The 24,452-nt window shown below is 74.3% G+C and carries 25 protein-coding genes and 1 pseudogene; 16 read left to right on the forward strand and 10 right to left on the reverse strand.

Going from position 1 to position 24,452, the window contains the following annotated elements; all coding sequences use genetic code 11:
* Nucleotides 1–32 precede the first annotated feature (32 nt).
* A pseudogene (locus tag ACWIX7_RS24900) lies at nt 33–299 on the reverse strand (epoxide hydrolase N-terminal domain-containing protein); the annotation flags it as partial.
* A 282-nt stretch (nt 300–581) separates the two neighbouring features.
* Here ACWIX7_RS24900 and ACWIX7_RS24905 point away from each other — a divergent pair.
* A complete protein-coding gene (locus ACWIX7_RS24905; RefSeq protein WP_448619079.1) occupies nt 582–1,541 on the forward strand; it encodes a thioredoxin in 960 nt (319 codons plus the stop codon).
* 27 nt (nt 1,542–1,568) lie between these two features.
* Here the strand turns inward: ACWIX7_RS24905 and ACWIX7_RS24910 are convergent, their stop codons facing one another.
* Nucleotides 1,569–2,432, reverse strand: a complete 864-nt coding sequence (locus ACWIX7_RS24910) for a sigma-70 family RNA polymerase sigma factor (protein WP_448619080.1) — start codon at nt 2,430–2,432, stop codon at nt 1,569–1,571.
* Nucleotides 2,433–2,503: 71 nt separating this feature from the next.
* Between ACWIX7_RS24910 and ACWIX7_RS24915 the strand changes: the two genes are divergently transcribed.
* Both ACWIX7_RS24915 and ACWIX7_RS24920 read left to right on the forward strand, forming a co-directional pair.
* Nucleotides 2,504–2,848 carry a VOC family protein gene (locus tag ACWIX7_RS24915; protein WP_448619081.1) on the forward strand — a complete coding sequence of 115 codons (345 nt, stop codon included), beginning with the start codon at nt 2,504–2,506 and terminating at the stop codon, nt 2,846–2,848.
* Between the two features lie 120 nt (nt 2,849–2,968).
* Nucleotides 2,969–4,591 (forward strand): GNAT family N-acetyltransferase, encoded by a 1,623-nt coding sequence (locus ACWIX7_RS24920; RefSeq protein WP_448619082.1) that lies wholly within the window; start codon nt 2,969–2,971, stop codon nt 4,589–4,591.
* Nucleotides 4,592–4,603: 12 nt separating this feature from the next.
* Here ACWIX7_RS24920 and ACWIX7_RS24925 read toward each other — a convergent pair whose 3' ends face one another.
* Nucleotides 4,604–5,488 (reverse strand): helix-turn-helix transcriptional regulator, encoded by an 885-nt coding sequence (locus ACWIX7_RS24925; protein WP_448619083.1) that lies wholly within the window; start codon nt 5,486–5,488, stop codon nt 4,604–4,606.
* A gap of 133 nt (nt 5,489–5,621) precedes the next feature.
* Here ACWIX7_RS24925 and ACWIX7_RS24930 point away from each other — a divergent pair, with 133 nt between their 5' ends.
* From ACWIX7_RS24930 to ACWIX7_RS24960, 7 genes are read left to right on the forward strand one after another with little or no spacing between them, the layout of a single operon-like run.
* Entirely contained in the window at nt 5,622–6,644 is a 1,023-nt protein-coding gene (locus ACWIX7_RS24930; RefSeq protein ID WP_448619084.1) for a zinc-dependent alcohol dehydrogenase family protein, read from the forward strand.
* Nucleotides 6,645–6,670: 26 nt separating this feature from the next.
* The gene (locus tag ACWIX7_RS24935; protein WP_448619085.1) at nt 6,671–7,105 is read left to right on the forward strand and encodes a (R)-mandelonitrile lyase; all 435 of its coding nucleotides are present in this window, start codon (nt 6,671–6,673) and stop codon (nt 7,103–7,105) included.
* A 36-nt stretch (nt 7,106–7,141) separates the two neighbouring features.
* Nucleotides 7,142–8,182: an NAD(P)-dependent alcohol dehydrogenase gene (locus tag ACWIX7_RS24940; RefSeq protein ID WP_448619086.1), complete on the forward strand. Its 1,041-nt coding sequence runs from the start codon at nt 7,142–7,144 to the stop codon at nt 8,180–8,182.
* Nucleotides 8,179–9,441, forward strand: a complete 1,263-nt coding sequence (locus ACWIX7_RS24945; protein WP_448619087.1) for an MFS transporter — start codon at nt 8,179–8,181, stop codon at nt 9,439–9,441. The genes ACWIX7_RS24940 and ACWIX7_RS24945 overlap by 4 nt, the downstream gene beginning before the upstream one ends.
* Nucleotides 9,438–9,737, forward strand: a complete 300-nt coding sequence (locus tag ACWIX7_RS24950; protein WP_448619088.1) for an SDR family NAD(P)-dependent oxidoreductase — start codon at nt 9,438–9,440, stop codon at nt 9,735–9,737. The genes ACWIX7_RS24945 and ACWIX7_RS24950 overlap by 4 nt, the downstream gene beginning before the upstream one ends.
* A 49-nt stretch (nt 9,738–9,786) precedes the next feature.
* Nucleotides 9,787–9,960: a hypothetical protein gene (locus ACWIX7_RS24955; RefSeq protein WP_448619089.1), complete on the forward strand. Its 174-nt coding sequence runs from the start codon at nt 9,787–9,789 to the stop codon at nt 9,958–9,960.
* Nucleotides 9,948–10,721 (forward strand): hypothetical protein, encoded by a 774-nt coding sequence (locus tag ACWIX7_RS24960; RefSeq protein WP_448619090.1) that lies wholly within the window; start codon nt 9,948–9,950, stop codon nt 10,719–10,721. Before ACWIX7_RS24955 ends, ACWIX7_RS24960 begins: the two co-directional genes overlap by 13 nt.
* 9 nt (nt 10,722–10,730) lie before the next feature.
* On the opposite strand, the gene ACWIX7_RS24965 is transcribed toward ACWIX7_RS24960, so the two are convergent.
* The gene (locus ACWIX7_RS24965; RefSeq protein WP_448619091.1) at nt 10,731–11,090 is read right to left on the reverse strand and encodes a carboxymuconolactone decarboxylase family protein; all 360 of its coding nucleotides are present in this window, start codon (nt 11,088–11,090) and stop codon (nt 10,731–10,733) included.
* Nucleotides 11,091–11,233: 143 nt separating this feature from the next.
* On the opposite strand from ACWIX7_RS24965, the gene ACWIX7_RS24970 reads away from it, so the two are divergent.
* Nucleotides 11,234–13,105 (forward strand): glycoside hydrolase family 2 protein, encoded by a 1,872-nt coding sequence (locus ACWIX7_RS24970; RefSeq protein ID WP_448619092.1) that lies wholly within the window; start codon nt 11,234–11,236, stop codon nt 13,103–13,105.
* Between the two features lie 149 nt (nt 13,106–13,254).
* Here ACWIX7_RS24970 and ACWIX7_RS24975 read toward each other — a convergent pair whose 3' ends face one another.
* Both ACWIX7_RS24975 and ACWIX7_RS24980 read right to left on the reverse strand, forming a co-directional pair.
* Entirely contained in the window at nt 13,255–14,292 is a 1,038-nt protein-coding gene (locus tag ACWIX7_RS24975; protein ID WP_448619093.1) for a 2Fe-2S iron-sulfur cluster-binding protein, read from the reverse strand.
* Between the two features lies 1 nt (nt 14,293).
* Entirely contained in the window at nt 14,294–15,538 is a 1,245-nt protein-coding gene (locus tag ACWIX7_RS24980; protein ID WP_448619094.1) for a cytochrome P450, read from the reverse strand.
* Nucleotides 15,539–15,707: 169 nt separating this feature from the next.
* Between ACWIX7_RS24980 and ACWIX7_RS24985 the strand changes: the two genes are divergently transcribed.
* Nucleotides 15,708–16,646, forward strand: a complete 939-nt coding sequence (locus ACWIX7_RS24985) for an AraC family transcriptional regulator (protein WP_448619095.1) — start codon at nt 15,708–15,710, stop codon at nt 16,644–16,646.
* A 91-nt stretch (nt 16,647–16,737) separates the two neighbouring features.
* On the opposite strand, the gene ACWIX7_RS24990 is transcribed toward ACWIX7_RS24985, so the two are convergent.
* Nucleotides 16,738–18,129: an MDR family MFS transporter gene (locus ACWIX7_RS24990; RefSeq protein ID WP_448619096.1), complete on the reverse strand. Its 1,392-nt coding sequence runs from the start codon at nt 18,127–18,129 to the stop codon at nt 16,738–16,740.
* 378 nt (nt 18,130–18,507) lie between these two features.
* Here ACWIX7_RS24990 and ACWIX7_RS24995 point away from each other — a divergent pair, with 378 nt between their 5' ends.
* On the forward strand, nt 18,508–19,701 hold the full coding sequence (locus tag ACWIX7_RS24995) for an amidohydrolase family protein (RefSeq protein WP_448619097.1): 1,194 nt from the start codon (nt 18,508–18,510) through the stop codon (nt 19,699–19,701).
* Between the two features lie 25 nt (nt 19,702–19,726).
* Here the strand turns inward: ACWIX7_RS24995 and ACWIX7_RS25000 are convergent, their stop codons facing one another.
* Nucleotides 19,727–20,608: a response regulator transcription factor gene (locus tag ACWIX7_RS25000; protein ID WP_448619098.1), complete on the reverse strand. Its 882-nt coding sequence runs from the start codon at nt 20,606–20,608 to the stop codon at nt 19,727–19,729.
* A 585-nt stretch (nt 20,609–21,193) separates the two neighbouring features.
* Here ACWIX7_RS25000 and ACWIX7_RS25005 point away from each other — a divergent pair.
* The 3 genes from ACWIX7_RS25005 (at nt 21,194) to ACWIX7_RS25015 (ending at nt 22,933) form a co-directional block, all read left to right on the forward strand.
* On the forward strand, nt 21,194–21,976 hold the full coding sequence (locus ACWIX7_RS25005; RefSeq protein WP_448619099.1) for an AfsR/SARP family transcriptional regulator: 783 nt from the start codon (nt 21,194–21,196) through the stop codon (nt 21,974–21,976).
* 232 nt (nt 21,977–22,208) lie between these two features.
* A complete protein-coding gene (locus tag ACWIX7_RS25010; protein ID WP_448619100.1) occupies nt 22,209–22,433 on the forward strand; it encodes a hypothetical protein in 225 nt (74 codons plus the stop codon).
* A gap of 197 nt (nt 22,434–22,630) precedes the next feature.
* A complete protein-coding gene (locus ACWIX7_RS25015) occupies nt 22,631–22,933 on the forward strand; it encodes a DUF5709 domain-containing protein (RefSeq protein WP_448619101.1) in 303 nt (100 codons plus the stop codon).
* On the opposite strand, the gene ACWIX7_RS25020 is transcribed toward ACWIX7_RS25015, so the two are convergent.
* Nucleotides 22,821–23,414 (reverse strand): DJ-1/PfpI family protein, encoded by a 594-nt coding sequence (locus ACWIX7_RS25020; protein ID WP_448619102.1) that lies wholly within the window; start codon nt 23,412–23,414, stop codon nt 22,821–22,823. The genes ACWIX7_RS25015 and ACWIX7_RS25020 overlap by 113 nt on opposite strands.
* Before the next feature lie 440 nt (nt 23,415–23,854).
* Nucleotides 23,855–24,391: a single-stranded DNA-binding protein gene (locus tag ACWIX7_RS25025; protein WP_448619103.1), complete on the reverse strand. Its 537-nt coding sequence runs from the start codon at nt 24,389–24,391 to the stop codon at nt 23,855–23,857.
* Nucleotides 24,392–24,452: the final 61 nt, after the last annotated feature.

The following is a 24,452-nucleotide window of genomic DNA, read 5'->3' on the forward strand; positions in this document are numbered from 1 at the left end:
AGGAAGTGGACGTCGACCCCGTCGACGGTCGTCATGAACTGCGGCCAGGCGTTCAGCTGCGCCTCGCCCCTGCGCCAGTCGTACTCCGTGTGCCAGTACTCGACGAGCTGCTGCAGGTCGGCCAGCTTCGCGCCCTGGGACCGGTCGGGCACGGTCTCCCTGTCGGGCCATCGCGTCGCTGCCAGGCGCCGGCGGAGGTCGTCGAGGTCCGACTGCGGCACGTCGACCCGGAAGGGGCGGACGGCGGCGGTCCGGGCGTCCTGCGTGGTGTCGACGGGCGGCTCGGTCGTCGTGGTCATGGTCGTCGTCCTCCCTGACGAGTGCGCTCGGGCACGTCGAACGTCGTGCCGTCCGCGGGACGTCGCGCCCGTGGAAGGCCCTGGTCCGCTGCCTGCCGGCCTGGACCAGTGGGCGAACGGCGGGGAGCACGTCGGCTCGGCTGACCGGGGGACGTGTACCGGTGCCCGGCCGACCGGGGACCGGACCAGGGGTGTCGACGGGTGCGACGGGCAGGGGGAGCGACCAGTCTCCGTGCCGTTCCCTCCACTGCGCACCTGGTCGGTCGAACGGAGGCCTCCTCGATGAGCGTGTTCGAACGTCTCCGTCTGCACATGCCCTCGCTCGGCGGGGCGACCGACTGGATCAACTCCGAGCCGCTCGGCCCCGACGAGCTGCGCGGGCACGTCGTCCTCGTCGACTTCTGGACGTTCACGTGCATCAACTGGCTGCGCACGGAGCCGTACGTCCGTGCGTGGTCGCAGGCCTACCGGGACGACGGGCTGGTCGTCATCGGGGTCCACACGCCGGAGTTCTCCTTCGAGCACGAGATCGACCGCGTGCGGCAGGCGACGCAGGAACGAGGGATCGACCACCCCGTCGCGGTCGACAACGACTACGCGATCTGGAGCGCCTTCGACAACCACTACTGGCCGGCGCTCTACTTCGTCGACGCGGGCGGCGTGATCCGCGACCACCACTTCGGCGAGGGACGCTACGAGCGGTCGGAGCGGGTCATCCAGCGCCTGCTCGGGGTCGAGCGTGGGCTCGTCGAGGTGCAGGGGCAAGGCGTGGAGGCGGAGGCCGACTGGGACCACCTGCGGTCGCGGGAGACGTACCTCGGGTACCAGCGCGGCGAGCGCTTCGCGTCGGCGGACCGCGCAGCGTCGGACAGCCCGGGCAGCTACGAGCTCCCCGGAGACCTGCGCCCCGACCACTGGGGCCTCGGTGGCGAGTGGACGGTGCACGGGGAGCACATCGCGCTCCACCGGGCCCCCGGGCGCATCGCCTACCGCTTCCACGCACGCGACGCGCACCTCGTGCTGTCCTCCCGGACGCGCGAGCCGATCCCCTTCCGCGTGCTCCTCGACGGGGAGGTCCCGGGCCCGTCACACGGCGTGGACGTCGACGAGGGCGGGGACGGCGTGCTCCGCGACGGCCGCCTGTACCAGCTCGTGCGCCAGCACGAGGCGGTCCGCGACCGGACGCTGGAGATCACGTTCCTCGAGCCCGGCGCCGAGGCGTTCGTCTTCACGTTCGGATAGGTGGGAACGGCGGCAGACGGTGGACGGCTACCGCTGCCCGAGGGGCTGCAGGTCCAGGCCCGCCAGGGTCTCCGGGGCGGCGAGCAGGTCGATCGCGGTCACGACGCCGTCCTCGACGGTGAAGGCGAAGACCACCTGCGGCGTCCCCCTCAGCGACCACACGGCACCCGGCACGCCGTCGACGAGCACCGGCCGCGCGGCCCGCGCCCGGCCGGACAGGAACCGGGCGACCGCCGTCGCCCCGCGCACCTCGGCCGCGCTGCCCATCCGGGTGGCCACGGCGTCGGACCGCAGCACCGCCTCCGGGTGCAGGAGCTCGAGCAGGGCGGAGAACTCCCCGTTGCGGGACGCGTCGAGGAAGGCCGCGACCACCTCCCGGCGCCGCTCGGTGGCGTCGGGCAGTTGGGCTCCGCGCACGCGGCGCCGGGCCCGGCTGGCCAGCTGCCGGGCGGCGGCGGGGGAGCGGTCGACGATGGGCGCGATGTCGTCGAAGGGCACGTCGAACAGGTCGTGCAGCACGAAGGCCAGCCGCTCGGCGGGCGCGAGCTGGTCGAGGACGACGAGCAGCGCCAGCCCGACGGAGTCGGTGAGCGCCGCCTCCTCGGCGGGGTCGGCGACGGCGTGCAGGCGGGCCGGCGGTGCGTCGTCGAGGGGGTCCTCACGCCGGGAGGCCCGGGCGCGCAGCTGGTTGAGCGCCACCCGGGCCACGACGGTCGTCAGCCAGGCGCCGAGGTCGACCACCTCAGCAGTGCCGGCCCGGCTGACCCGCAGCCAGGCCTCCTGGACGGCGTCCTCGGCCTCGGCGCGCGAGCCGAGCAGGCGGGAGGCCACGGCGGTCAGCCGGTCGCGGTGCGCCTCGAACCGCGCGGCGAGGACGTCGTCCCCCGTCATGTCGTCACATCCCCCGGTCGGCGGGTGTCAGGGAGGTGGGAGACCCGACCCGACCATCCGAGGAGCACATCATGACGACCGGGATCCGCACCGTCATCTACCCCGTGGCCGACCTGGCCCGCGCGAAGGCACTGTTCGGCGCACTGCTCGGTGCCGACCCGGTGGTGGACGCGCCGTACTACGCCCAGTTCGACGCCGACGGCCAGACTATCGGCCTGGACCTGCACGGCCACCGGCACGGGCAGTCCGGCCCGGTCGCCTACTGGCACGTGGACGACGTCGCACAGAGCCTCGCCGCCCTCCTGGCGGCCGGCGCCGAGACGGTGCAGGACCCCACCGACGTCGGCGGCGGCCTCCTCGTCGCCCTGGCCAGGGACGGCGACGGCAACCTGATCGGCCTGCGCCAGGCGTGCTGACCCGCCCGGCGCGCGACCGGCCGCGTGGGTGAGCGGTGTGGCGGACCGTAGCGGAGGGCTGACCGGACGGCCGGGGACGGGCAGGGACCCACCAGGCCGTTCCCGTGCCAGGCTGACGCCATGACCGTGGAGCGGACGGTCCAGCTGCAGTTCGAGGACGCGGCGCGGACGGCCGGCACCCACAGCAACCTCTCGGCCGTCCGCAGCGACGGCGCCGTCCTCTGGGTGGCCGGCGACGAGACCGCGACGATCGAGCGGCTGGTCGCCGACGATCCCGGGGAACCGCGTCGATACGGGCGGCACACCGGCGTCCGGCTCGCCGACCTCGTGGCGCTGCCGGGCACCGAGGACGACGAGGAAGCCGACATCGAGGGCCTGGCCCGGCACGGCTGCTTCCTGTGGGCGGTCGGGTCGCACAGCCTGCGCCGCAAGCAGATCAAGGCCGGGCACAGCGGCGAGAAGGCCCTGCGCCGGCTGGCCCGCGTCTCCGGCCAGCCCAACCGCCAGGTGCTCCTCCGACTGCCGGTCGGCGTGGTGGACGGCCTGCCGACCGTCGTGCCCGAACTGGAGGAGGACGGGGTACGGCACCGCGCGGCGTCCTTCGGCGTCCACGGCACCGACCTGCGGGACGTCCTGGCCGACGACGAGCACCTCGGCCCCTTCCTGCCGCTGCCGGGCAAGGACAACGGGCTGGACGTCGAGGGCATCGCGGTCGCCGGATCGCGGGTGTACCTGGGCCTGCGCGGGCCGGTGCTGCGCGGCTGGGCCGTGGTGCTGGAGCTGCGCCCCGAGGTCGACCCCGACGCACCCGACCGGCTGCGCCTGGCCGCACTCGACGACGGCCGTGCGTACCGCAAGCACGTCCTCCGGCTGCGCGGCCTGGGGGTCCGGGACCTCTGCCCGCACGGCGACGACCTGCTCGTGCTGGCCGGGCCGACGATGGATCTCGACGGACCGGTGCACGTCTTCCGCTGGCACGGCGCACTGCAGGCGGACACGCCGCAGGTGGTCCGCGGCGACCTGCTCACGCGGGAGCTCGACCTGCCCCACGGCGACGGCTGCGACCACGCCGAGGGCATCGGACTGCTCGGTCCCGCCGACGGCCCGCGCCTGCTGGTCGTCTACGACAGTCCGTCCCCGGCCCGGCTGACCGACGACGGGAGCGTCCTCGCCGACGTGGTCCGGCTGCCGGGTGCGCCGGACGGATCCGCACCGGACCGGGGTGGTGCTCCCGTGGAGCAGGAGTCGACCGCCGGGACGGAGGCGGGCGGCACGACGTCCCCGGGCGTGCACCTGCGGGAGGTCACCGACGACAACCGCGAGGCCGTCCGCGCGCTGCGCGTCCGAGGTCGCCAGAAGCGGTTCGTCGCCTCGGTGTCCTGCTCCCTGCGGGACGCCGCCGAGTCGCCGGAGGCCAACCCGTGGTTCCGCGCGGTGTACTGCGGCGAGGAGCCGGTCGGCTTCGTGATGCTCTCCTGGAAGCCGCGGAAGGGCCCGTACCGAGGGCGCCACTTCCTGTGGCGGCTGCTCATCGACAAGCGGTACCAGGGTCGCGGGATCGGCCGAGCGGTGCTGACCCAGCTCGTCGACCTGGTGCGCGCCGACGGCGGCACCGAGCTGCTGACCAGCTACGAGCCCGGCGAGGGCGGACCATCGCCCTTCTACCAGGGGTTCGGCTTCCGGCCCACCGGCCAGGTCGACGACGGGGAGATCGTCCTGCGGCTCCCACTGCCCGCCCGGTGAGCACGAGCGCCCTCAGCCGGTGGGCTCGCCGGCGGTCTGGACGGCGGTGCTGGTCGCGGCCCAGCTGGCGAGCAGCTTGAGCCCGTCCTCCGACGCCGACCCCGGTTCGGCGGTGTAGATGGTCAGGCGGAGGTCCGAGCGGTCCTCGGTGGGCAGCTCGAGCGTCCAGTAGTTCAGGTCGAGCGCGCCGACGACGGGGTGGTGGAAGTGCTTGGCGCCGTTGTGGTGGATGCGGACGTTGTGCGCGGCCCAGCGGGTGCGGAACTCCTCGCTGACCGTGGAGAGCTCCCCGACGAGCTCGCGCAGCTGCGTGTCGTGCGGGCGGCGACCGGCCTCGGCGCGGAGCAGGGCGACGGTGATGGTGGCCGCGGCCTCCCAGTCGGAGTAGTACTCGTGCGCCTGAGGGTCGAGGAACTGGAACCGGGCGAAGTTCGCCGGCCGCTGCGGGCTGCCGAACATCGGTGAGTGCAGCGCCCACCCCAGGGTGTTGGTGGCGAGGATGTCCAGGCGGCCGTTGGCGACGAACGCGGCCGACCCCGTCATCGAGTCCAGCATCCACTGCACCCGCGGCTGGATCTGCGCCTTGCTCCGGCGCTGGGGCGCGCGGGTCGGCCTGGCGGCGGCGCGGGCGAGGTCGAACAGGTAGGTCCGCTCGGCCTCGTCCAGCTGCAACGCCCGGGCGACGGCCTCGAGGACGTCCTCGGACACCCCGGTGATGTGGCCCTTCTCCAGCCGGGTGTACCAGTCGGTGCTCACCCCGGCGAGGACGGCGACCTCCTCCCGGCGCAGGCCGGGCACCCGCCGCCGACCCCCGCCGGGCAGCAGCCCGGCCTGCTCCGGGGTGATCCGGGCGCGCCGGCTGGCGAGGAAGTCGCGGATGTCGGAGCGGTTGTCCACGCCGTCGACGCTACGTCGACCGGCCGGTGGAGGGAGGTCGAGCTTCTACCCCCCACAAACCCGACCTCCCACGCCCGCGCCCTGAGGCGTTCCGTGGAGTCCACCGCCCATCCACTCCAGAAGGAGCACCGTCTTGCGAGGAGCCGTTCTCCACGCCCCCGGCGACGTCCGCGTCGAGGAGCGCCCGGATCCGGGCATCGAGCAGCCCACCGACGCGGTCATCCGGCTGGCCGCCACCTGCGTGTGCGGGTCGGACCTGTGGCCCTACCGCGGCATCGAGGCGGTGGACGGGCCGGCCCCGATGGGTCACGAGTACGTCGGCATCGTCGAGGAGGTCGGCGGCGAGGTCACCACGGTGCGGCCCGGGCAGTTCGTCGTCGGCTCGTTCTTCGCCTCCGACAACACCTGCGAGATCTGTCGCGCCGGCTACCAGACCCACTGCGTCAACCGGCAGCCCGGCGCCCCCACCGGCGCGCAGGCCCAGTACGCCCGCATCCCGCTGGCCGACGGCACCCTGGTCGCCACCCCCGACCTGCCCTCCGACGACCTGGTGCCCGGCCTGCTGGCCGCCTCCGACGTGCTGGGCACCGGCTGGTTCGCCGCCGTCGCCGCCGAGGCCGGCCCGGGCAAGACCGTCGCCGTGGTCGGTGACGGCGCCGTCGGCCTGCTCGGCGTCCTGGCCGCGAAGCAGCTGGGGGCCGAGCGGGTGATCGCGATGAGCCGGCACGAGCCCCGTCAGCGGCTGGCGCGGGAGTTCGGCGCCACCGACGTCGTGGTCGAACGCGGCGACGAGGGCGTGGCCCGCCTCAAGGACCTCACCGGCGGGCTGGGCGCGCACTCGGTCATCGAGGCCGTCGGCACCCAGGAGTCGATGATGCAGGCCATCCGCGCCACCCGCCCCGGCGGGCACGTCGGCTACGTCGGGGTCTCCCACGACGTCTCGCTGCCCGGCGAGGAGCTGTTCTTCTCCGGCGTCCACCTGCACGGCGGGCCCGCGCCGGTGCGCCGGTTCCTCCCCGAGCTGATCGACCTCATCTGCACCCGGGCGATCGACCCGGGCAGGGTCTTCGACCTCGAGCTCCCGCTGGAGCAGGCCGCCGAGGGCTACCGCGCGATGGACGAGCGGCGCGCGATCAAGACCCTGCTCACCGTCTGAGCGGACCCGTACCGAGGAGGACGACCGTGCAGATCACCCGGAGCTCCATCGACACCGCCAAGGGCCCCGCCGACTGGTCCACCCCCGATTGGGGGCACCTCCCGCTTGCGGGGGACTACATCGACGCCGTCGCCGCCGCACCGGCGCCGTCCCGGGTCACCGCCAACCTGGTGCACTTCATGCCCGGCGCGCGCACCCACTGGCATCGCCACCCGCTGAGTCAGAACGTGTTCGTCACCGAGGGCGTCGGCCTGTGCCAGCGCCGGGGCGGCCCGATCGAGGTCATCCGTCCCGGCGACCGCGTCCTGTTCGAGGCCGACGAGGAGCACTGGCACGGGGCGGCGCCGAACCGGCTCATGGTCCACCTGGCCATCAACGAGGCCGACGCCGACCACGCCGTCGTGCACTGGCTGACCCCCGTCACCGACGAGGAGTACGCCGCCGCCCCGGCCGCCGACTGACCGCCGACCCACCCCACCACGGAAGGACCACTCCCCATGCGCGTCAACGCCTACGCCGCCCCGGCTGCCGGCCGGCCCCTGGCCCCCACCACCATCGAGCGCCGGGACGTCGGCGCCACTGACGTCCTCATCGAGATCACGCACGCCGGCATCTGCCACTCCGACATCCACACCGTCAACGGCGACTGGGGCCCGCAGCCCTTCCCCGTCGTGCCCGGCCACGAGATCGTCGGCGTCGTCGCCCAGGTCGGCACCGACGTCACCACGCACCAGGTCGGCGACCGCGTCGGCGTCGGCTGCATGGTCAACTCCTGCGGGCACTGCGCCAACTGCCGCAACGGCGACGAGCAGTACTGCCTGAACGGCATGGTCGGCACCTACGCCGCCACCGACCGCGACGGCAGCACCACCCAGGGCGGCTACTCCACCCACGTGGTGGTCGATGCCGGCTTCGTGCTCCGGGTGCCCGACGGCATCGACTCCGCGGCGGCGGCCCCGCTGCTGTGCGCGGGCATCACCACCTACAGCCCGCTGCGCCACTGGGGCGCCGGCCCCGGCAAGCGGGTCGCGGTCGTCGGCCTCGGCGGCCTGGGGCACATGGCCGTCAAGCTCGCACACGCGATGGGCGCGGAGGTGACCGTGCTGTCGCAGTCGCTGAAGAAGCAGGAAGACGGCCTGCGCCTGGGCGCCGACGCCTACTTCGCCACCAGCGACCCGGACACCTTCAGGGAGCTGGCCGGCCGGTTCGACCTGGTCGTCAACACCGTCAGCGCACCGATCGACGTCGACGCGTACCTCTCGCTGCTGGCCGTGGGTGGCGCGCTGGTCAACGTCGGCGCCCCCGCCGAGCCGCTGAGCCTCAACGTCTTCTCCCTCATCGGCGGCCGCCGCAGCTACGCCGGCTCCATGATCGGCGGCATCGCCGAGACCCAGGAGATGCTCGACTTCTGCGCCGCGCACGGCATCGGCGCCGAGGTCGAGGTCATCGCCGCCGACCAGGTCAACGACGCCTACGAGCGGGTCCTGGCCTCCGACGTCCGCTACCGGTTCGTCATCGACACCGCCACCCTGCGGTGACCTCGGACCAACTGACCCGCCCGGCCGGGTCGGCGGCGTCGCCCGCCGGCCCGGCCCCCGACGGTGGATCCCCGACGCCGCGGCCGGTACGGCTCCCCTTCGTCGTGCACGTGCTGGCGGTCGGCACGTTCCTCATGCTCACCACCGAGTTCGTCGTCGCGGGCCTGCTGCCGGAGATCGCCGGCGACCTCCAGGTGGGCGTGGCCCAGGCCGGACTGCTGATCACGGTCTTCGCGGTCGGCATGGTCGTCGGCTCTCCGACGATGGCGCTGCTGACCCGGCGGATCCTCCGACGGACGACCCTGGTGCTTGCGCTCGTCGTCTTCGCGGTAGGCCACGTCGTCGTCGCGATCGGCAGCAGCTTCCCGCTGCTGTTGGCCGCCCGGTTCGTGACCGCCTGGGCGACCGGGGCGTTCTGGTCCGTGGCGTCGGTGGCGGCCACTCGCGCCGCCGGTCCTGGCGCCAGCGCCCGCGCCCTCGGCCTGGTCGGCGCCGGGGGCATGCTCGCCAACGTCGTCGGCGTGCCGCTGGGCGCGTTCGCCGGCCAGCTGTCCGGCTGGCGCGGCCCGTTCTGGGCCCTGGCCGGCCTCGCGCTGGTCGCCGTGCCGCTGATCGCCCGGCACGTCCCGCGCGAGGAGGGCGACCAGCGGTCGGTGACCCTGCGGTCGGAACTCGGTGCGATGCGGTCCGGCCGGCTGTGGCTGGTGCTGGCCGCCTGCGCGACCACGACCGGCGGCGTGCTCTCGGCCTACTCCTACATCGCCCCGCTGCTGACCGACCGGGCCGGGATCGCGCCCGGATGGGTGCCGCTGGTGCTCGTCGGCTTCGGCGTCGGCTCGCTCATCGGCACGATCGTCGGAGGCCGCCTCGGCGACGCCCGCCCGCACGCGACGACCATCGCCGTCGCCGCGTCGACCACGGTCGTGCTGCTGGCGATCTGCCTGCTGTCCGCCTACATCGTCCCCACGGTGCTGCTGGTGGTCGTGCTCGGCCTCCTCGGGTTGAGCGCCAACCCGGTGCTGTCCTCGCTGGCGGTCCGCTTCGCCGGCGTCGCGCCCACGCTGGGAGTGGCCATGTCGGTCTCGGCGTACAACCTCGGCACCGCGGTCGGCTCCTGGACCGCCGGCTGCGCCCTCGACTCCGAACTCGGGGCGATCGGTCCCGCCGTGGTGGGGACGACCTTCGCTGCGCTGACCCTCATCCCCACGATCGCCATCTCCGTGCTCCAGCGCCGCTCCGTTCCTGGAGGCAGACCATGACCACCATCGCGATCGCGGGCGCCGGCCGCGGCCTCGGCGCCGCCGCCCCCCGCCGCTTCGGCCGGCAGGGCTTCGACGTCGCCCTGCTCGCCCGCCGTCAGGAACACGTCGACGAGCTCGCCGCGCAGCTGACCGCGCAGGGCAGCACCGCACGCGGCTACGCCGCGGACGTCCGCGACCCCGCCTCGCTGACTGCTGGACTCGACCGTGCCGCCGCGACCCTCGCCGACACGCTCTGGGCGATGCACACCGAGGGCGGTGGGTCCCGCCGCTTCGCCGACGACCTCGACGCCTGAGCACCCGAACCGCCGGCGGCCGGACCACCCAGCAGACCAGGAGGCAGCCATGATGCAGGCCGACCGCGGCCGCACCGGGCGCGCGGTGACCGAGCGCGCGCTCCGCACCAGGACCCCCGAGGGCGGGTCCGGGAGGGACGGCGCCCAGACGATCGGCGCCGGCATCCGCCACGGGTCCGGCCACGTCGTCGGCACCTCGAGCACCCCGGCGTGGGCCGGCTGATGGACTGGCTCAGCACCCTGCCCGCGTGCACCGTCCCGGCGGTGGTCGCGGTCGTGCTCGTGGCCGAGTCGGGCCTGCTCATCGGCCTGGTGCTGACCGGCTCGTCGCTGGTGGTCGGCGTCGGCGTCCTCGCCGGCGCCGGGCTGGTCCCGGTGCCGGTGGCCGCACTGACCGTGGCCGCCGCCACGGTGGGAGGCGCCGTGCTCGGTCACCGCTGCGCCGCGCGCGCCGGCCCTGGCACGCTCCTGCCGACCGGCGGGCCGCTCGGGCGGTTGCTGCCCGGGTGGGCGCGGGACCTGGCGGACCGCTCAGCGGGGCCGTGGTCGGACGCCGTCGCACGGCGGCCGGTGCGCATGGCGGGGATGTCGCAGCTCGTCACCGGGTCGCGGACGCTCGCACCGCGCATCGCCGCCCGATCCGGGGTGCCGCTGTCGACCATGCTGCGGGGAACGGTCCCCGCGGCGCTGCTGTGGTCGTGGGGTCTGGTCGCAGCGGGCACTGCGGCGGGCGCCGCCGCGCCGCTCCTGAACGGCGTGCTCGCCCTGGCCGGCCTGCCGGTCGTCGTCGTGGTCACCTGGTTGCTCCTGCGCCGGCACGCTCGCGCTGCCGGCGCGCCGCAGGCCCGTCGGCCGACCGCGCCTCGCCGCCTCCGCCACCGCGGGTGGCTGCCCACGCTGGCCGCCTCGACAGGGGCTGCCAGCGTGATGGTGTCGGCATCCGGATCCACGCCACCTGCCCCGGCATCATGGACACGGCCGTGATCGGCCGGGTCAGCCCTGCTCGGGATCGGCCTCCTCCGCGAACTCGCGGAAGGCCGCGAACGCGCGCGGGCCGTACACGGTGCCCGGTCCGCCGTTCATCGCGATGGCGACGCCGAGCGCCTCGGCGACCTCCGACTCGGTCGCGCCGGTGCGGACGGCGCCACGGGCGTGCGACGCGATGCAGCCGTCGCACTCCTTGCCCACCGCGATGGCGAGCGCGATCAACTCCTTGGTCTTCTGGTCCAGGGCACCTGCGGCGTACGCGGCGGCGTGCATCTGGCGGTATCCGTCGTAGACCCCGGGGATGGCGCGGCGCAGGGCGCGCGCCGGTTCGCGGAGCTCCTGCTGGACGGCGTGGCCGTGGCTCATGACGCGATGGTGCCACCTCCCGTACCGCCGCCCTGGTGGTCCTGGCGCCCCCGACGGGGCCAGACTCTGAGGTCTCCGCGGCCTGGCCCGCCGGGTCTCTCGGGCGTCGGAGACGTCGGTCCGCGAGGACCACAGGGGGAGCCATGACGATCGCCGCGCCATCCCGGCCGAGCGCCACCGCACTGCTCACCGCGGCGGTCATGCTGGGGTTGACCTTCCTGCTCACCGCGGCGGCGAAGCCGTCCGACGACGGCTGGCAGCCGATCCAGCCGCGGCTGACGACGCCGTGGACCGACCAGGTCTCACCGAGCAACGCGCTGCCGGAGTACCCACGGCCGCAGCTGACCCGGGCCCGCTGGCAGAACCTCAACGGGGTGTGGCAGTTCGCCGGTGCCGCGGCGGGGGAGGCGCCGCCCGTCGGCCAGGACCTCGCCGAGAGCATCCTGGTGCCGTACCCGACCGAGTCGGCGCTGTCCGGCATCCAGCGGCACGAGGACCACATGTGGTACCGGCGGACGTTCGAGGTCCCGGCGTCCTGGCAGGTGGGGGACGGTCAGCGGCTGCGTCTCCACTTCGGCGCCGTGGACCACGCGGCCACCGTGTGGGTGAACGGCACCCAGGTCGCCGAGCACACCGGCGGCTACACCGCGTTCTCCGTCGACGTCACCGATGCCCTGGCGCCCTCGGGTCCCCAGGAGATCGTCGTCGGTGTCGAGGACCGCACCGACGCGACGTGGCAGCCGGTCGGCAAGCAGCGGAACGTCCCGGACCGCGGCATCTTCTACACCGGCTCCTCCGGCATCTGGCAGACGGTGTGGATGGAGCCCGTCACCGCCCGCGCGTACGTGGCGGACCTCGACACGGCCACGGACGTCGACACGGGCACGCTCGCACTGACCGTGGACACCGGCGGGGACGCCTCCGGCCTCACGGTCCGGGCCGTGGTCAGGAATGGCGACGTGCAGGTCGCGACCGCGGAGGGAGCGCGCGGCCGGCCCCTGGACGTGCAGGTCCCGGACGCCCGCCTGTGGTCACCCGACGACCCGTTCCTCTACGACCTGGAGGTGACCCTGCTGGACGGCGACCAGGAGGTCGACCGGGTCGGGTCCTACGTGGGCATGCGGGAGATCGGGACCGTGCAGGGCGCGGACGGCCGCCTGCGCATCACCCTCAACCACGAGATCCTCTTCCTGATGTCGACCCTGGACCAGGGCTACTGGCCGGACGGCCTCTACACCGCACCGACGGACGAGGCGCTGCGGTTCGACGTGGCCGAGACCAAGCGCCTCGGTTTCAACGCCATCCGCAAGCACGTCAAGGTCGAGCCGGACCGCTGGTACCACCACGCCGACACGCTCGGCGTGCTGGTCTGGCAGGACATGCCCTCCATGCGGACGGGCGGGACCCCGCCGCCGGACGCCCGGACCGAGTTCGAGCGCCAGCTGCACGAGATCGTCGACCAGCACGACAGCTGGACGTCGGTGATCGGGTGGGTCCCGTTCAACGAGGGCTGGGGGGAGTGGAGCAGGGAGGCCACCGGGCGGATCGCCGACTCGGTCGCGGCCCAGGACCCCACCCGGCTCGTGGACGCGAACAGCGGGGTGAACTGCTGCGACTCGCTCGGTGACAGCGGCCGCGGCGACGTCATCGACTGGCACGCCTACACCGGTCCCGCGGACCCCACGCCCGACGACCACCGCGTGGCCGTCGACGGGGAGCACGGTGGCTTCGGGCTCGAGGTGCCCGGCCACATGTGGTTCGAGGACGGCCACGGGTACGAGATGGCGCAGGACGAGGCGGAGCTCACCAGGCTGTACGTGGACAACCAGCGTGAGCTCATCCCGATCGCGCAGCAGCGAGCCATCAGCGGCGCGGTCTACACGCAGATCACCGACGTCGAGCACGAGGTCAACGGCTTGTTCACCTACGACCGGCGGGTGGAGAAGATGGACTTCGACCAGGTCCGGGCGGTCAACCAGGAGGTCGTCCGCAACGCCCAGCCCACCGTCCCCTGAGAACACCGCCCCGGCGATGGTCGGTGGTGGCCGGTCGGTGTCCACGGCCGGGTGACCGTGGGGGCGCCGAGGATCCGCGGCCGGCACCGGACGCCTCCGGTGCCGGCCGCGACTCCTCCTCGGTGGACCAGGACGCGGTCCGCGTGGGCTCAGGCTCCCGCGGCTCCGGTGCCGAGCGCATCCGCCGGGGTGAACTTCTCGCGGTGGATCTGGCGGGGTGCCATGCGACGGCGCTTGAACGCCTTGACGCCGGCCTCGACCATCGCGGGTGGGCCGCACAGCCACCCTGACCAGCCCCGCGCGCTCGCCACGTCCTCGACGAAGGCGTCGGTCGGGAAGCCAGCGCGGCAGGAGGGGGCCGGCTGGTCCGACAGCACCGGCACGAACCGGAAGCCCGGGTGGGTGGCCGCGAGCTCCGCCAACCGGTCGACGTCGTAGAGGTCCTCGGCCCCGCGGACGCCGTGGTAGAGCACGATCTCGCGGTCGGGCCGCCGCTGCAGCGCCGTCCGCACGATGCCCACGAACGGGGCCAGCCCCGTGCCGCCGGCGATGCAGGCCATGGGCTCGCCCTCGTCGTCGGCCTCCTCCGGCAGGGAGAAGTCCCCCAGCGGCCCGGTCAGCTCGACCCGGTCCCCGACGGCCACGGACCCGAAGAGCCAGGCGTCGCTGGCGATGCCACCCGGCACCCGCCGGACGTGCAGCTCGAGGACCTTGTCCTCGTCGGGCGTGTTGGCCAGCGAGTACTGGCGGCGCACGCCGCTGCCCGGGACGACCAGCTCGACGTACTGGCCGGCGGAGAACGCCAGCGGCTCGTCGAGGCCGAGCAGCAGCCGCCGGGTGTCCCGGGCGACGTCCTCCACGTCGAGGACGGTGGCCACCAGGTCGCGCAGGGCGTGGGTGCCGCGGGCGGCACCCGAGGCCGTCGGTGAGCTGACGACGGTGTCGCACCGGGGGCTGGCCTGGCAGGCGAGCGCCATGCCGGCCTGCCGCTCCTCGTGGGGGAGGGTGTCGGCCGGCGAGCCGCGGTGGTCGACCTCCCCGTCGAGGACGCGCAGCTTGCAGGTGCCGCAGGTCCCCTGGTTGCAGGAGTTGGGCATCCACACCCCGGCCCGCAGGAAGGCGTCGAGCAGGGACTGGTCGGGCGCGCACTCGACCCGGCGGTCGCCGACGGTGACGGTGTGGGCCATCTCAGACCTCCCAGGTGACGTGCAGGGTCGTCGGGCCGCGGAAGCCCCAGCCCCAGAACTCCACGCCCTCGCGGGTGTCTCGCTCCAGGTTCGGGATGGACTCGAAGAGCTCCTCCAGCCCGATGCGCATGACGTGGTTGGCGAAGTAGATGCCCGCGCAGGCGTGGTTGCCGGCGCCGAAGGCCAGGTGCGGCAGCGGCGGACGGTGCAGGTCGTACTCGGTCGGCGCCTGGTGGACGCCCGTGTCGTGGTTGGCCGACCCGTAGGACAGGATCACCGGGGTGCCGGCCGGGAGGTCGACGCCCGCGACGGTGACCGGCCTGGTGGAGATGCGCGCGGTGGCCGACCAGATCGGCGAGGTCCACCGCATGCCCTCGGAGATCGCCCGCGGGATCAGGGTGGGGTCGTCGACGACCTCCTCCATCTGCTCGGGCCGGCTGGACAGGCCGACCAGGGTGGAGGCCATGCCGTGGCCCGGCTCCTGCATCGCGCCGAGGAGGTAGACGTAGATCGTCGGGTAGATGTACTCGCGGTCGCGGGTCCGGCCGGGCGGCATGCCGTCGTGCAGCCAGTGGGAGATGGCGCTGTCGTCGGGCTCGGCGATCCACCGGTCGATCAGCGGGTCGACGATCGAGCGGATCTCCGCCTTGGCGGCGTCCCCCTCGGCGAAGCCCTCCGGGTTGGCGAACTCCCCGTTCTCGTCCGTCGCGGCGTTGGTGAACGACCGGTTCAGCTTGTGGAACCAGTCGCGCAGCTGGTCGGAGGGGACGTCCTCGAGGCCGAGCAGATCGCCGAGGGCGCGCACGCTGACCGGCTCGCAGTACTGCGCGACCAGCTCGGCGTGCCCGTCGTCCTCGAACTGCTCGAGGAAGCCGCGGGCGATCGGCCGCACCAGGTCGTCGATCCACCGGTCGACCTCGACCGGCTGCAGCGCCGGCTCGACCATCGAGCGGAGGTCGGCGTGGATGTCGCCGTTGACCCCGATGATCGCGGGGTGGCCGAACGTCCGGCCGCCGGCCGGGGTGATGACGGCCTCGAAGTCCGGGCTGGTCGCGATCGAGCGGCACACCTCGGCGGTGGAGGCGACGTAGGAGCCGAGCACCGGCACGAAGGCCAGCGGTGCCTCCCGGCGGAGCCGCTCGTAGACGGGGTACGGGTTGCGCTCGAGCTCGGTCATGGTGACGGCGTCGAGCCAGGACAGGTCGCGCTGCCCCGTCGCAGCAGCGAGCTGGTCGGTGATCGTCATCAGGTCCCCTCCGGACGCGGTCTTCCTCACGGGTGGCCCGTGGTCGGTCGGAAAGCTAGGCCGGGCGCCGGTGAGCCACGACACGCATCGCGCGGTCCCTGCACCCATCGCGCGGCGGTGTTGTGATCGTCGTCTCAGGGGGCTCTGCCGCTCGGGTAGCCTCGAACGCGTGTCCGGCCGGCGTCGTGGCGGGCCCTCCGACTGGGGGCAGGCCTCCCGCGTCGTCGCCGAGGCGTACTTCCCGCACGAGCTGCGCCGGCTGGGCGGCGCGTCGGCACCGCGGCTGACGCTGCGCACGCTGGACCTCGGCCACGTCCTGGTGGGGCACGTGGGATGGGGTGCCGACGTGGCGATCGAGTGCGACTACCCCGGCGCCTACGAGGTCAACATGCCGCTGACCGGGCACCTCGAGAGCCGGGGCCGCCACGGCCGGGTGACCTCGCTCCCCGGGCAGGGGACGGTGTTCCGGGCCGACACCCCGTCGCTCATCAGCCACTGGGACGCGACCTGCACGGTCCTCGGGGTCAAGTTCGACGGCGCGTGGCTCGAGCGCGAGGCCGAGCGGGTGCTGGGGAGCGACCGCGCGGGCGCCCGCGGCGCGCTGCCGGACCAGGTGGACCTCGGCTCGGGTCAGGGGCTGGCGTGGCGCCAGCTCGTCGCCGGCCTCTCCGCCCACCTGCGCGCGCCGGACCTGTTCGGGGGCAGCACCTTGGTCCGCGACCAGCTCGCCGGCGCCGTCGCCGCCGGGTTCCTGCTCAGCAGCTGCCCGGACGGCGGGCGTGCCGTGGTGGCCCGGCCCCGCACGGTCAAGCGGGTGGTGGACCAGCTGCACGACGACCCGGCCCGGCCGTGGACCGCCGGGGAGATGGCCGCGCTGGCCGGCACCAGCGTGCGGCGGCTGCAGGAGGGCTTCCGCGAGTGGCTCGGTTGCAAGCCGACCGAGTACCTGGTCGGCGTCCGGCTGCAGCGCGCGCACGCGGAGCTGATGGCCGATCCGACCCGGACCGTCAGCGACGTCGCCGCCGCGTGGGGGTTCTCCAGCGCCAGCCGGTTCGCCGCCGCCTACCGCCGCCGCTACGGGCGCTCCCCGTCCGAGGCCCGGCGGTGAGACGTCCGGGCCCCGGACGTCGTGGACGGCCGGCGGTTGCCCGCACGACGCGGTCGGTCGGGAGGCTCTCGCCGCGACCGTGGGGACCCGGTCAGCCGGCGGCGACCTCGGTGGCCCCCTGCGCCGGTGTCTGACCCCGGCCACGGTCGCGGGGCATGAGCAGCACGGCGGCCAGCATCGCCACGGCCAGCACCGTCGTCCCCAGGAAGACGGAGTGCACCGCGGTGGTGAGCGCCTCCGGCGCCACCCGGTCGCCCTCCACCCCTGACCCGCCGAGGGTCGCGTTGACGACCGCGCCGAAGACGGCGACCCCGACGGCGCTGCCCGCGGAGCGGAAGAACATGTTGAGGCCGGTGACCACGCCGCGCTCGTGCCACTGCACCGCCGACTGGGCGGCGATGAGCGTCGGCGCCGCGGTGAAGCCCATGCCGAGGCCGATCACGAACGCCGTCGCGCCGACCTGCAGCACGCTCGAGGACCCGTCGAGCAGGAGCAGCAGCGCCGAGCCGAGGACGACGATCGCGGCGCCGACCAGTGCGGTGGACCGGATGCCGATCCGGAGGTAGACGCGGCCGGACAGCGACGCCGAGATCGGCCAGCCGAGCGTCAGGGCGGCGAGCGCGAACCCGGCGACCAGCGGGCCGGTGCCGAGGACGTCCTGCGCGAACGTCGGCACGTAGGAGGTCAGTCCGAGCAGCACGGCGCCGACGCAGGCGGATGCGAGGTTCGTCGCGACGAGCAGCCGGTTGCGCAGCAGCCCGAGCGGGACGACGGGATCGGCCGCCCGACGCTCGATCCCGACGAACAGCCCGAGCAGGACGGCGCCGGTCACGAGGACGGCGATGCCCTGCGGGGACCCCCACGCCCAGGCCTGACCGCCCTCGAGCACCCCCAGGACCAGCAGCGTCAGGGCGACCGTGAGCGTGGCCGCCCCGGCGTGGTCGATCCGCGGACGGCGCCGGTCCACCTGCTCGTGGAACCGCAGGGCGATGGCCGCCGCGGCGACCAGGCAGAGCGGGATGTTGACGAAGAAGATCCACCGCCAGCTGAGGTACTGGGAGAAGACACCGCCGAGGGTCGGGCCCACGACCGACGACACGGCCCAGACGCTGGCGATGTAGCCCTGCACCTTCGCGCGCTCCCTGAGCGAGTACAGGTCACCGACGATCGTCATCGACATCGGCTGGACCGCGCCGGCGCCCAGGCCCTGGACGGCGCGGAACGCGATGAGCGTCCCCATGCTCGCCGCGACGCCGCAGAGGACCGACCCGAGGAGGAACAGGCCGATGCCGACGAGCATCACCGGCTTGCGCCCGAAGACGTCGGCCAGCTTGCCGTAGACCGGCACGGTCACCGCCTGCGCGAGCAGGTAGACGGAGAACAGCCACGGGAACTCGGCGAAGCCGCCGAGGCTCGCCACGATCGACGGGACGGCGGTCGCGATCACCGTCGCGTCGATGGCCACCAGCGCCGTGGACAGCATGACCCCTACGAGGACCGGGCCACGCTCCGACCGGAACCCGACACCCGACGACGCTGCGGGCCGCTCCACGCTCACTGCTCCGAGGTTAGGACCGCCGAGGGAACCCGACAGGGCCGCCTCCCCGCAGGCAGGTGGAGCGGGCCCGGTCGGCTCGTGCGGGTGCCCGTCGGCAGGCCGGCCCGACCGGATCCTGGGACCCTGTCGACAGACCACGGGCGGGTCGCGATGCGGGCGGCGGTGCCGGGCGCCGCCCGGACCGTTCCTCGTGCGGTGGCGCAGGGTCGGGTCCTCCCCGGAGGCCGTCGCGACAGGTGCCCGCACCGGGTCGCGGCGGGCGCCGTCGGTCCGGCCGCGCTCGACGGGAGGGTGGAGGTCACGGTGGCGCCGGACGGCCTCCTGATCCGGGGAGCCAAGCTCTTCGACGGGCACCGCTTCCGCCCGTCTGGCTGCCTGCTGGTCCGGGACGGGCGCGTCGCCGCGCTCGCCGAGCGGCTGACCCCACCGGCGGGCGTGCCGGTCCTCGACGCCCGGGGGAGCACCCTCCTGCCGGGTCTGATCGACGCCCACGTGCACGTCCTCCCCGGCGCGCTGCAGGCGGCGCTGCGCGCAGGGGTCACCACGGAGGTGGACCTGTTCGCCGACCCCCACCTCGCCGGGTCCCTCCGGGAGCAGGCGGCGGCCGATCCCGGTGCTGCCGATCTGCGCTCGGCCGGCATCGGCGCCACCGCTCCGGGCGGCCACCCGACCCGGCTGGTCGAGCGGGGGCTGCTGCCGCCCTTCCCCACGGTGGCGGGGCCGGAGGAGGCCGAGAGCTTCGTGGCGGCGCGGGTGGCGGAGGGCTCCCACCTCCTCAAGGTGGTCCTCGAGGACGGCACGACCACGGGGCACCCGTGCCCCACCCTGACCGCGGACACGGTGCGGGCACTGGTCCACGCGGCGCACGCCCGTGGTCTCCTCGTGGTGGCCCACGTCCTCACCCAGGCGCACGCGCTGGTCGCCATCGGCGCGGGCGTCGACGGGCTGGCCCACCTGTTCGTGGACGAGCCGCCCGCACCGCAGTTCCTCGACGCCGTCGCGCACGGCGACGTGTTCGTCATCCCCACGCTCACCTCGCTCGCTGCCCGCGCCGGGCACCACCGGGGCCGGGCCCTGGCCGCTGATCCCCACCTCGGTCGGTTCCTGGACCCGCGCCAGCGCGCCGGGCTGGAGATGGACTTCCCGGTCGCGCCGGGCGCACGAGCCGACCTCGGCCACGCGGTGTCGACCGTCGGCCGGCTGCACCGGGCGGGCCGGCGGATACTGGCCGGGACCGACGCCTCCAGCCCGGGCACCGCCCACGGCGTCAGCCTGCACGACGAGCTCGTGCTGCTGGTGGCGGCCGGCCTCCCGACGACGGCGGCCCTGGCCGCGGCGACCAGTGCCCCGGCCGCCGCACTCGGCCTCCCCGACCGGGGAACGCTCACCCCAGGGCTGCGCGCCGACCTCCTGCTCGTCGACGGCGACCCCGAGTTCGACATCACCAGGACCCGGCACGTCGCACAGGTCTGGCGCGCCGGTCGCCGAGCGACCTGACCGCCGGCCGCTGCACCGACGGGCGTCAGGACCCGCCGTCGCCTCGCCCGGTGTGCCCGACGGCGGGGAGGTGCTCCCCGCTGCGGGGGGACGGGACCAGCGCGGTGCGGTCCGCGGTCCCGCGACGTCCCCCGCCCTGGGGAGGCGTGGCCAGGAGGCCGGCGTCCCGGGCCCGCTGGACCGCCATCAGCCGGTCCCGCACGCCGAGCTTGCGGTACAGGTGCTCGAGGTGCTTGTGCACCGTCCGGGGGGAGCTGTTCAGGCGGCGGGCGATCGCCTGGGCGGTGAGACCTGCCCCCAGGAGCGTGAGCACGGCGAACTCGCGCTCGGTCAGGCGGCGGCCCCGGACGCGGTCGACCTGCGACTCCGGCAGGCCGGAGAGCACCCGGTGCTGGCGGACCAGTGCGGCCAGTGCCGGCAGGACCAGGGTGGCCAGGTCGGCGTCGGCGTCGTCGTAGTCGTCGTCGGGACGGCTGACCACGTAGGCCTCGATGCCGGCGCCCACTCGGAGGGGCAGCGCGAGCTGGTGGGTGATACCGAAGGGACGGGCGAACGCCGACCACTGCGCGCACATCCTCGGATCCGCCACCGCGCGCGGTACCCGGCCCAGGATCTGGGGTGCCGAGCTGCCCGTGACGGCGTACCAGCGGATGAGCGGCTGCGTGGTCGCGTCGGGGAGGGCACCGGACGGTGGCGTCGCCGGCAGGTAGCCGACCGGCCAGCCGCCGACGACGTGGTCCACCCACGCGTGGTCCACGACGTTCAGCGAGCAGCAGGCCGCGTCGAAGGACTCGAGGAGCAGGTCCGCCACCTGCGCGTGCGGGAACTCTCGTGCCCCGGGCTGTCCCTGCAGGATGTCGCCGACGAGCTCCAACCACGCTGCATGACGCCTCGTGGTGCGCGACACGGTGCTGAGGGTAATCCGTCACGCCGGATCGCGGAGGGCGTCCGGGCCCGGCGGCCACGTCCTCCCGGAGCCGGTGTGGCCCGCGGAGTACGTACAAGTGCGTACGGTCCCGGCGGTCGGGACGGGAATAGCGTTCCTGTTCCGCATTTCATGCGCGTGCGTCCAGGGGGAATCATGTCGGGCAGCGTCGTACACCTGCATCTGAGGACCACCAGCGCGAACGAGGTCGGTCGGGCCGGCCAGGCACCGCCGAGCCGCACCACCTGACCGGCTCGTCGATCCGGGGTGGCCGGGGCGTACGCGCCCATCCAGGTGAGCGGTCGGCCGCTCCCGGTCCCGGAGCCCGCTGCGGGTGAGGTGACCGACGCCGTCCACCAGCCCGCACGGTCGAGGCCCCGTCGGCGGTCGTGCCCGTCCGAGCGGGCCCGAGCGACCCCGCCCCGATGAGCCCGCCCGTGCCCGATCGGCTGTCCACCGAGCCCAGCAGGGGCGGTCGTCCGGGCGGCCGGATCCGGAGCCGGATGACCGGTCCCGGCAGCGCCGTCCGGTGATCGTTCGCTCGACCCCAGAGGAAGGACCAGGCCCGTGGACAGTCCACCGGTTGCCCGTGTCACGCTGCTCGACGGCTTCCGCCTCGAGGTCCCCGGCCGCCACCAGCAGTCGGCCGGTGACGAGCTGCCACGCGGCGTGCAGCGGCTGGTGGCACACCTGTGCCTGTCCCACCGGCCGACCCGGACGGCGACGGCGGGCCAGCTGTGGCCCGACGTGCCGGAGGACCACGCGCACGGGAGCCTGCGCTCGGCGTTGTGGCGGCTCAACAAGGCGACACCCGGACTGATCGAGGTGTCGGGGAGCGCGCTGCGACTGGCGGCGGGCGTCGGTGTCGACGTGTGGGAGCTCGACGACTGGGCGCAACGGGCGATCGCCTCGCCCGGCGTCGCCGACGAGGTCGCGGTGCCGGACGCGACGCTCCTCGGCGACCTCCTGCCCGGTTGGTACGACGACTGGGTCCTCCTCGAGCGGGAGAGGCTGCGTCAGCTCCGCATGCAGGCGCTGGAGGCGGTCGCGGCCCGACTCGCCTTCCTCGGCCGCCACTGCGAGGCCCTGGAGGCCGCCTACGCCGCGGTCCGCGCCGATCCGCTGCGGGAGAGCGCCCACCGGACGGTCGTGCGCGTCCACCTGGCCCAGGGGAACCTCGCCGAGGCTCTGCGGGCCTACGAGCTCTTCCGGGCGATGGTGGAGGACGAGCTCGGCGTGCCCCCGACCGAGCAGATGACCCGACTGGTCCAGGACATCCCGCGGCTGCGGCGGTCGCTGTCCGGGGAGCGCCGGGCACCCGGAGGAGCGTGGTCCGGTCCGGAGCGGTGATCCCGGCGAGGGCCGGACGACGTCGGACCTGACGGGCATGCGCCGCTGGTCCTGGAGTCCTGGGACGCCGCCCGCCCAGCCGCCACGCCGTCCGTGGTGGCGGGTCATCCGTACGGGGGACTGCGTCACGGAGCGTGACCCCGCAGCATGGGTCCTCGCACGTTGACCGCATCGCGCGGTTCTCGGATGCCGGACCCGGCAACGCTGCGTGGTAGCCCGTAGGAGAGACGACGTGGTCGACGACCCGAGTGCCGCACTGCTCATCCGTGTCTGGCTCGAGGGCTCCAGCGAGTTCCGGGCGCGGCTCCTGGCCCTGGGAGCCGCCACCGCGGAGACACCCGCGGAGGAGGTGACGGTCGCCGTGGCGTCGTCCGCCGAGGACGCGCTCGCGGCCGTACGTCGCTGGCTCGACGGCTTCACCCGGGACGCCACCTCTCAGCCCGACAGTCACCGGTGAGCCCCAGGAGGAGGGAACCCGACGGTCTGGCCCTCCGGTCGGACGGCAGGGGCCGGAGTACGGACACCGGTGTCTGTCCCAGCAGCTCCGCGGGTGAGTTCGTGGGCATCTCCTCCTGACGGTTCGGTTCGCTCGAACAGGAGGGCGACGGGCTCGAGGACGCCTGCGACGCCGACGGTGAGCTCCTCGAAGACGAGGTGGGTGACCGGCGGGCGGATCGACTCACCGACCCGGACGAGGGCGGGTGGGAGGACGTCGAGCCCGAGCTGTACGCCGTCGACCACGGGATCGACCGCGCAGCGACCTCGGCCGAGGAGGCCGCGATGCGGGCCGCCGTGAGGCGCTGGCGCTCGGCCGCCTGGCCAGGCACCGTCCGGCGGATCGCGGTCAGGGCGCGTACTCGATGCCCTCGCGGACCTGCTGTGCCCGCTCGGGGCCGGCCAGGCGCCCGACGATGTGCAGCGCCATGTCGATCCCGGCCGAGATGCCGGCGGAGGTGATCACGTCGCCGTCGTCGACGAAGCGCTCACCCGGCCGGACGGTGATCGTGGGGTCGATGGACCCCAGCTGCTCGAGCGCGCCGCGATTGCTGGTGGCCGGGCGGCCGCGGAGGAGCCCGGCGGCCGCCAGCACGGTCGATCCCGTGCACACGCTGGTGACCAGCGGCACGTGCGCGCGCTGCTCGCACAGCCAGGCGAGGTGCGCCCGGTCGGTGAGCATCGCCCGGGTACCGTCCCCGCCGGGGTGGAGCAGGACGTCCAACGGCGGCACGGTGGCGACGCTGTGGTGGGGCTGCACCACGAGGCCCTTCTCGCACGTCACCGGCCGGCCGTCGGAGGAGAACGTCGTCGCGGTGTAGCCGTCGCCGGGGAAGTGCCGGGTCCACCAGGCGAACACCTCCCAGGGGCCGATGGCGTCCAACTCCTCCATGACGTCGAACAGCAGGATCCCGATGTGGCGTGCACTCCTGGTCGTGGTCATGGTCGGAGCCTGCGACCCGACGACCCGGCCCGACAGAGGCTGGGGTCCAGCCCTCGCAGAGAGCTGCCTGTGCACCGGGTCGCCGTCAGACCGCGGTCTCCTGAACGACTCCGGGGACGGGTGGACCCATCACCACCGGGCAGCCGATCTCCGCGGGCCGGGTGGGACACCAGCACGTGGCCGCTCGACCGCCACCGGACGGGGCGGTCCACCGGGTCGCGGGCGTCTCCGACCGCCGTCTCGACCACCACGACGCTCACCGGGACGGGCAGCGGCGAACACGCCTGTTCCGCACGACCGCTGGACTGCACGGACGTCCGGCCCGGACAGGGCGAGCGCTGCCCGGGCCGGAGGCGGGTCGGTCGGGAGAGCCGACCCGCCCCCTGACGCGAGGACGCCGGTGTGGCGCCGGTCGTCCCCGCGGGGCCGCGTGGTGCAGCTCAGAAGGGTGGCTCCTCGCTGAGCCCGCCCACCGGCGCCGCCCAGGGGTCGGGTGAGCCACCTCGCCCCGTCCCGGTGCGACCGTCGCCGCCGCCGGAGCCGGCGCCCGTCCCGCCATCGCCACCGAAGCCCATCCCGCCACCGGATCCGCCGCCAGGGCCATCCCCGGAACGGGTCACCTTGGAGACCGACGCCGTCGCGTAGCGCAGGGACGGGCCGATCTCGTCGACCTCCAGCTCGACGACGGTGCGCTTCTCGCCCTCCTTGGTCTCGAAGGACCGCTGCTTGAGGCGTCCCTGTGCCATGACCCGCGAGCCGCGGGTGAGTGATCCCGCGACGTGCTCGGCCATCTGCCGCCAGCAGCTGCAGCGCAGGAAGAGCGCCTCGCCGTCCTTCCACTCCTGCGTCTGGCGATCCAGGGTGCGGGGGGTGGACGCGATGGTGAAGTCGGCGACCGCCGCTCCCGAGGGCGTGAAGCGCAGCTCGGGGTCGCTGGTCAGGTTGCCGATGATGGTGATGACAGTGTCGCCGGCCATGATCCGGTCCTCCGTGTCGTCGGTGCATCGCTCAGGTGAGCGTCCGGAGGCTACGAGGACG

This window comes from Geodermatophilus sp. URMC 65, from assembly GCF_053502545.1.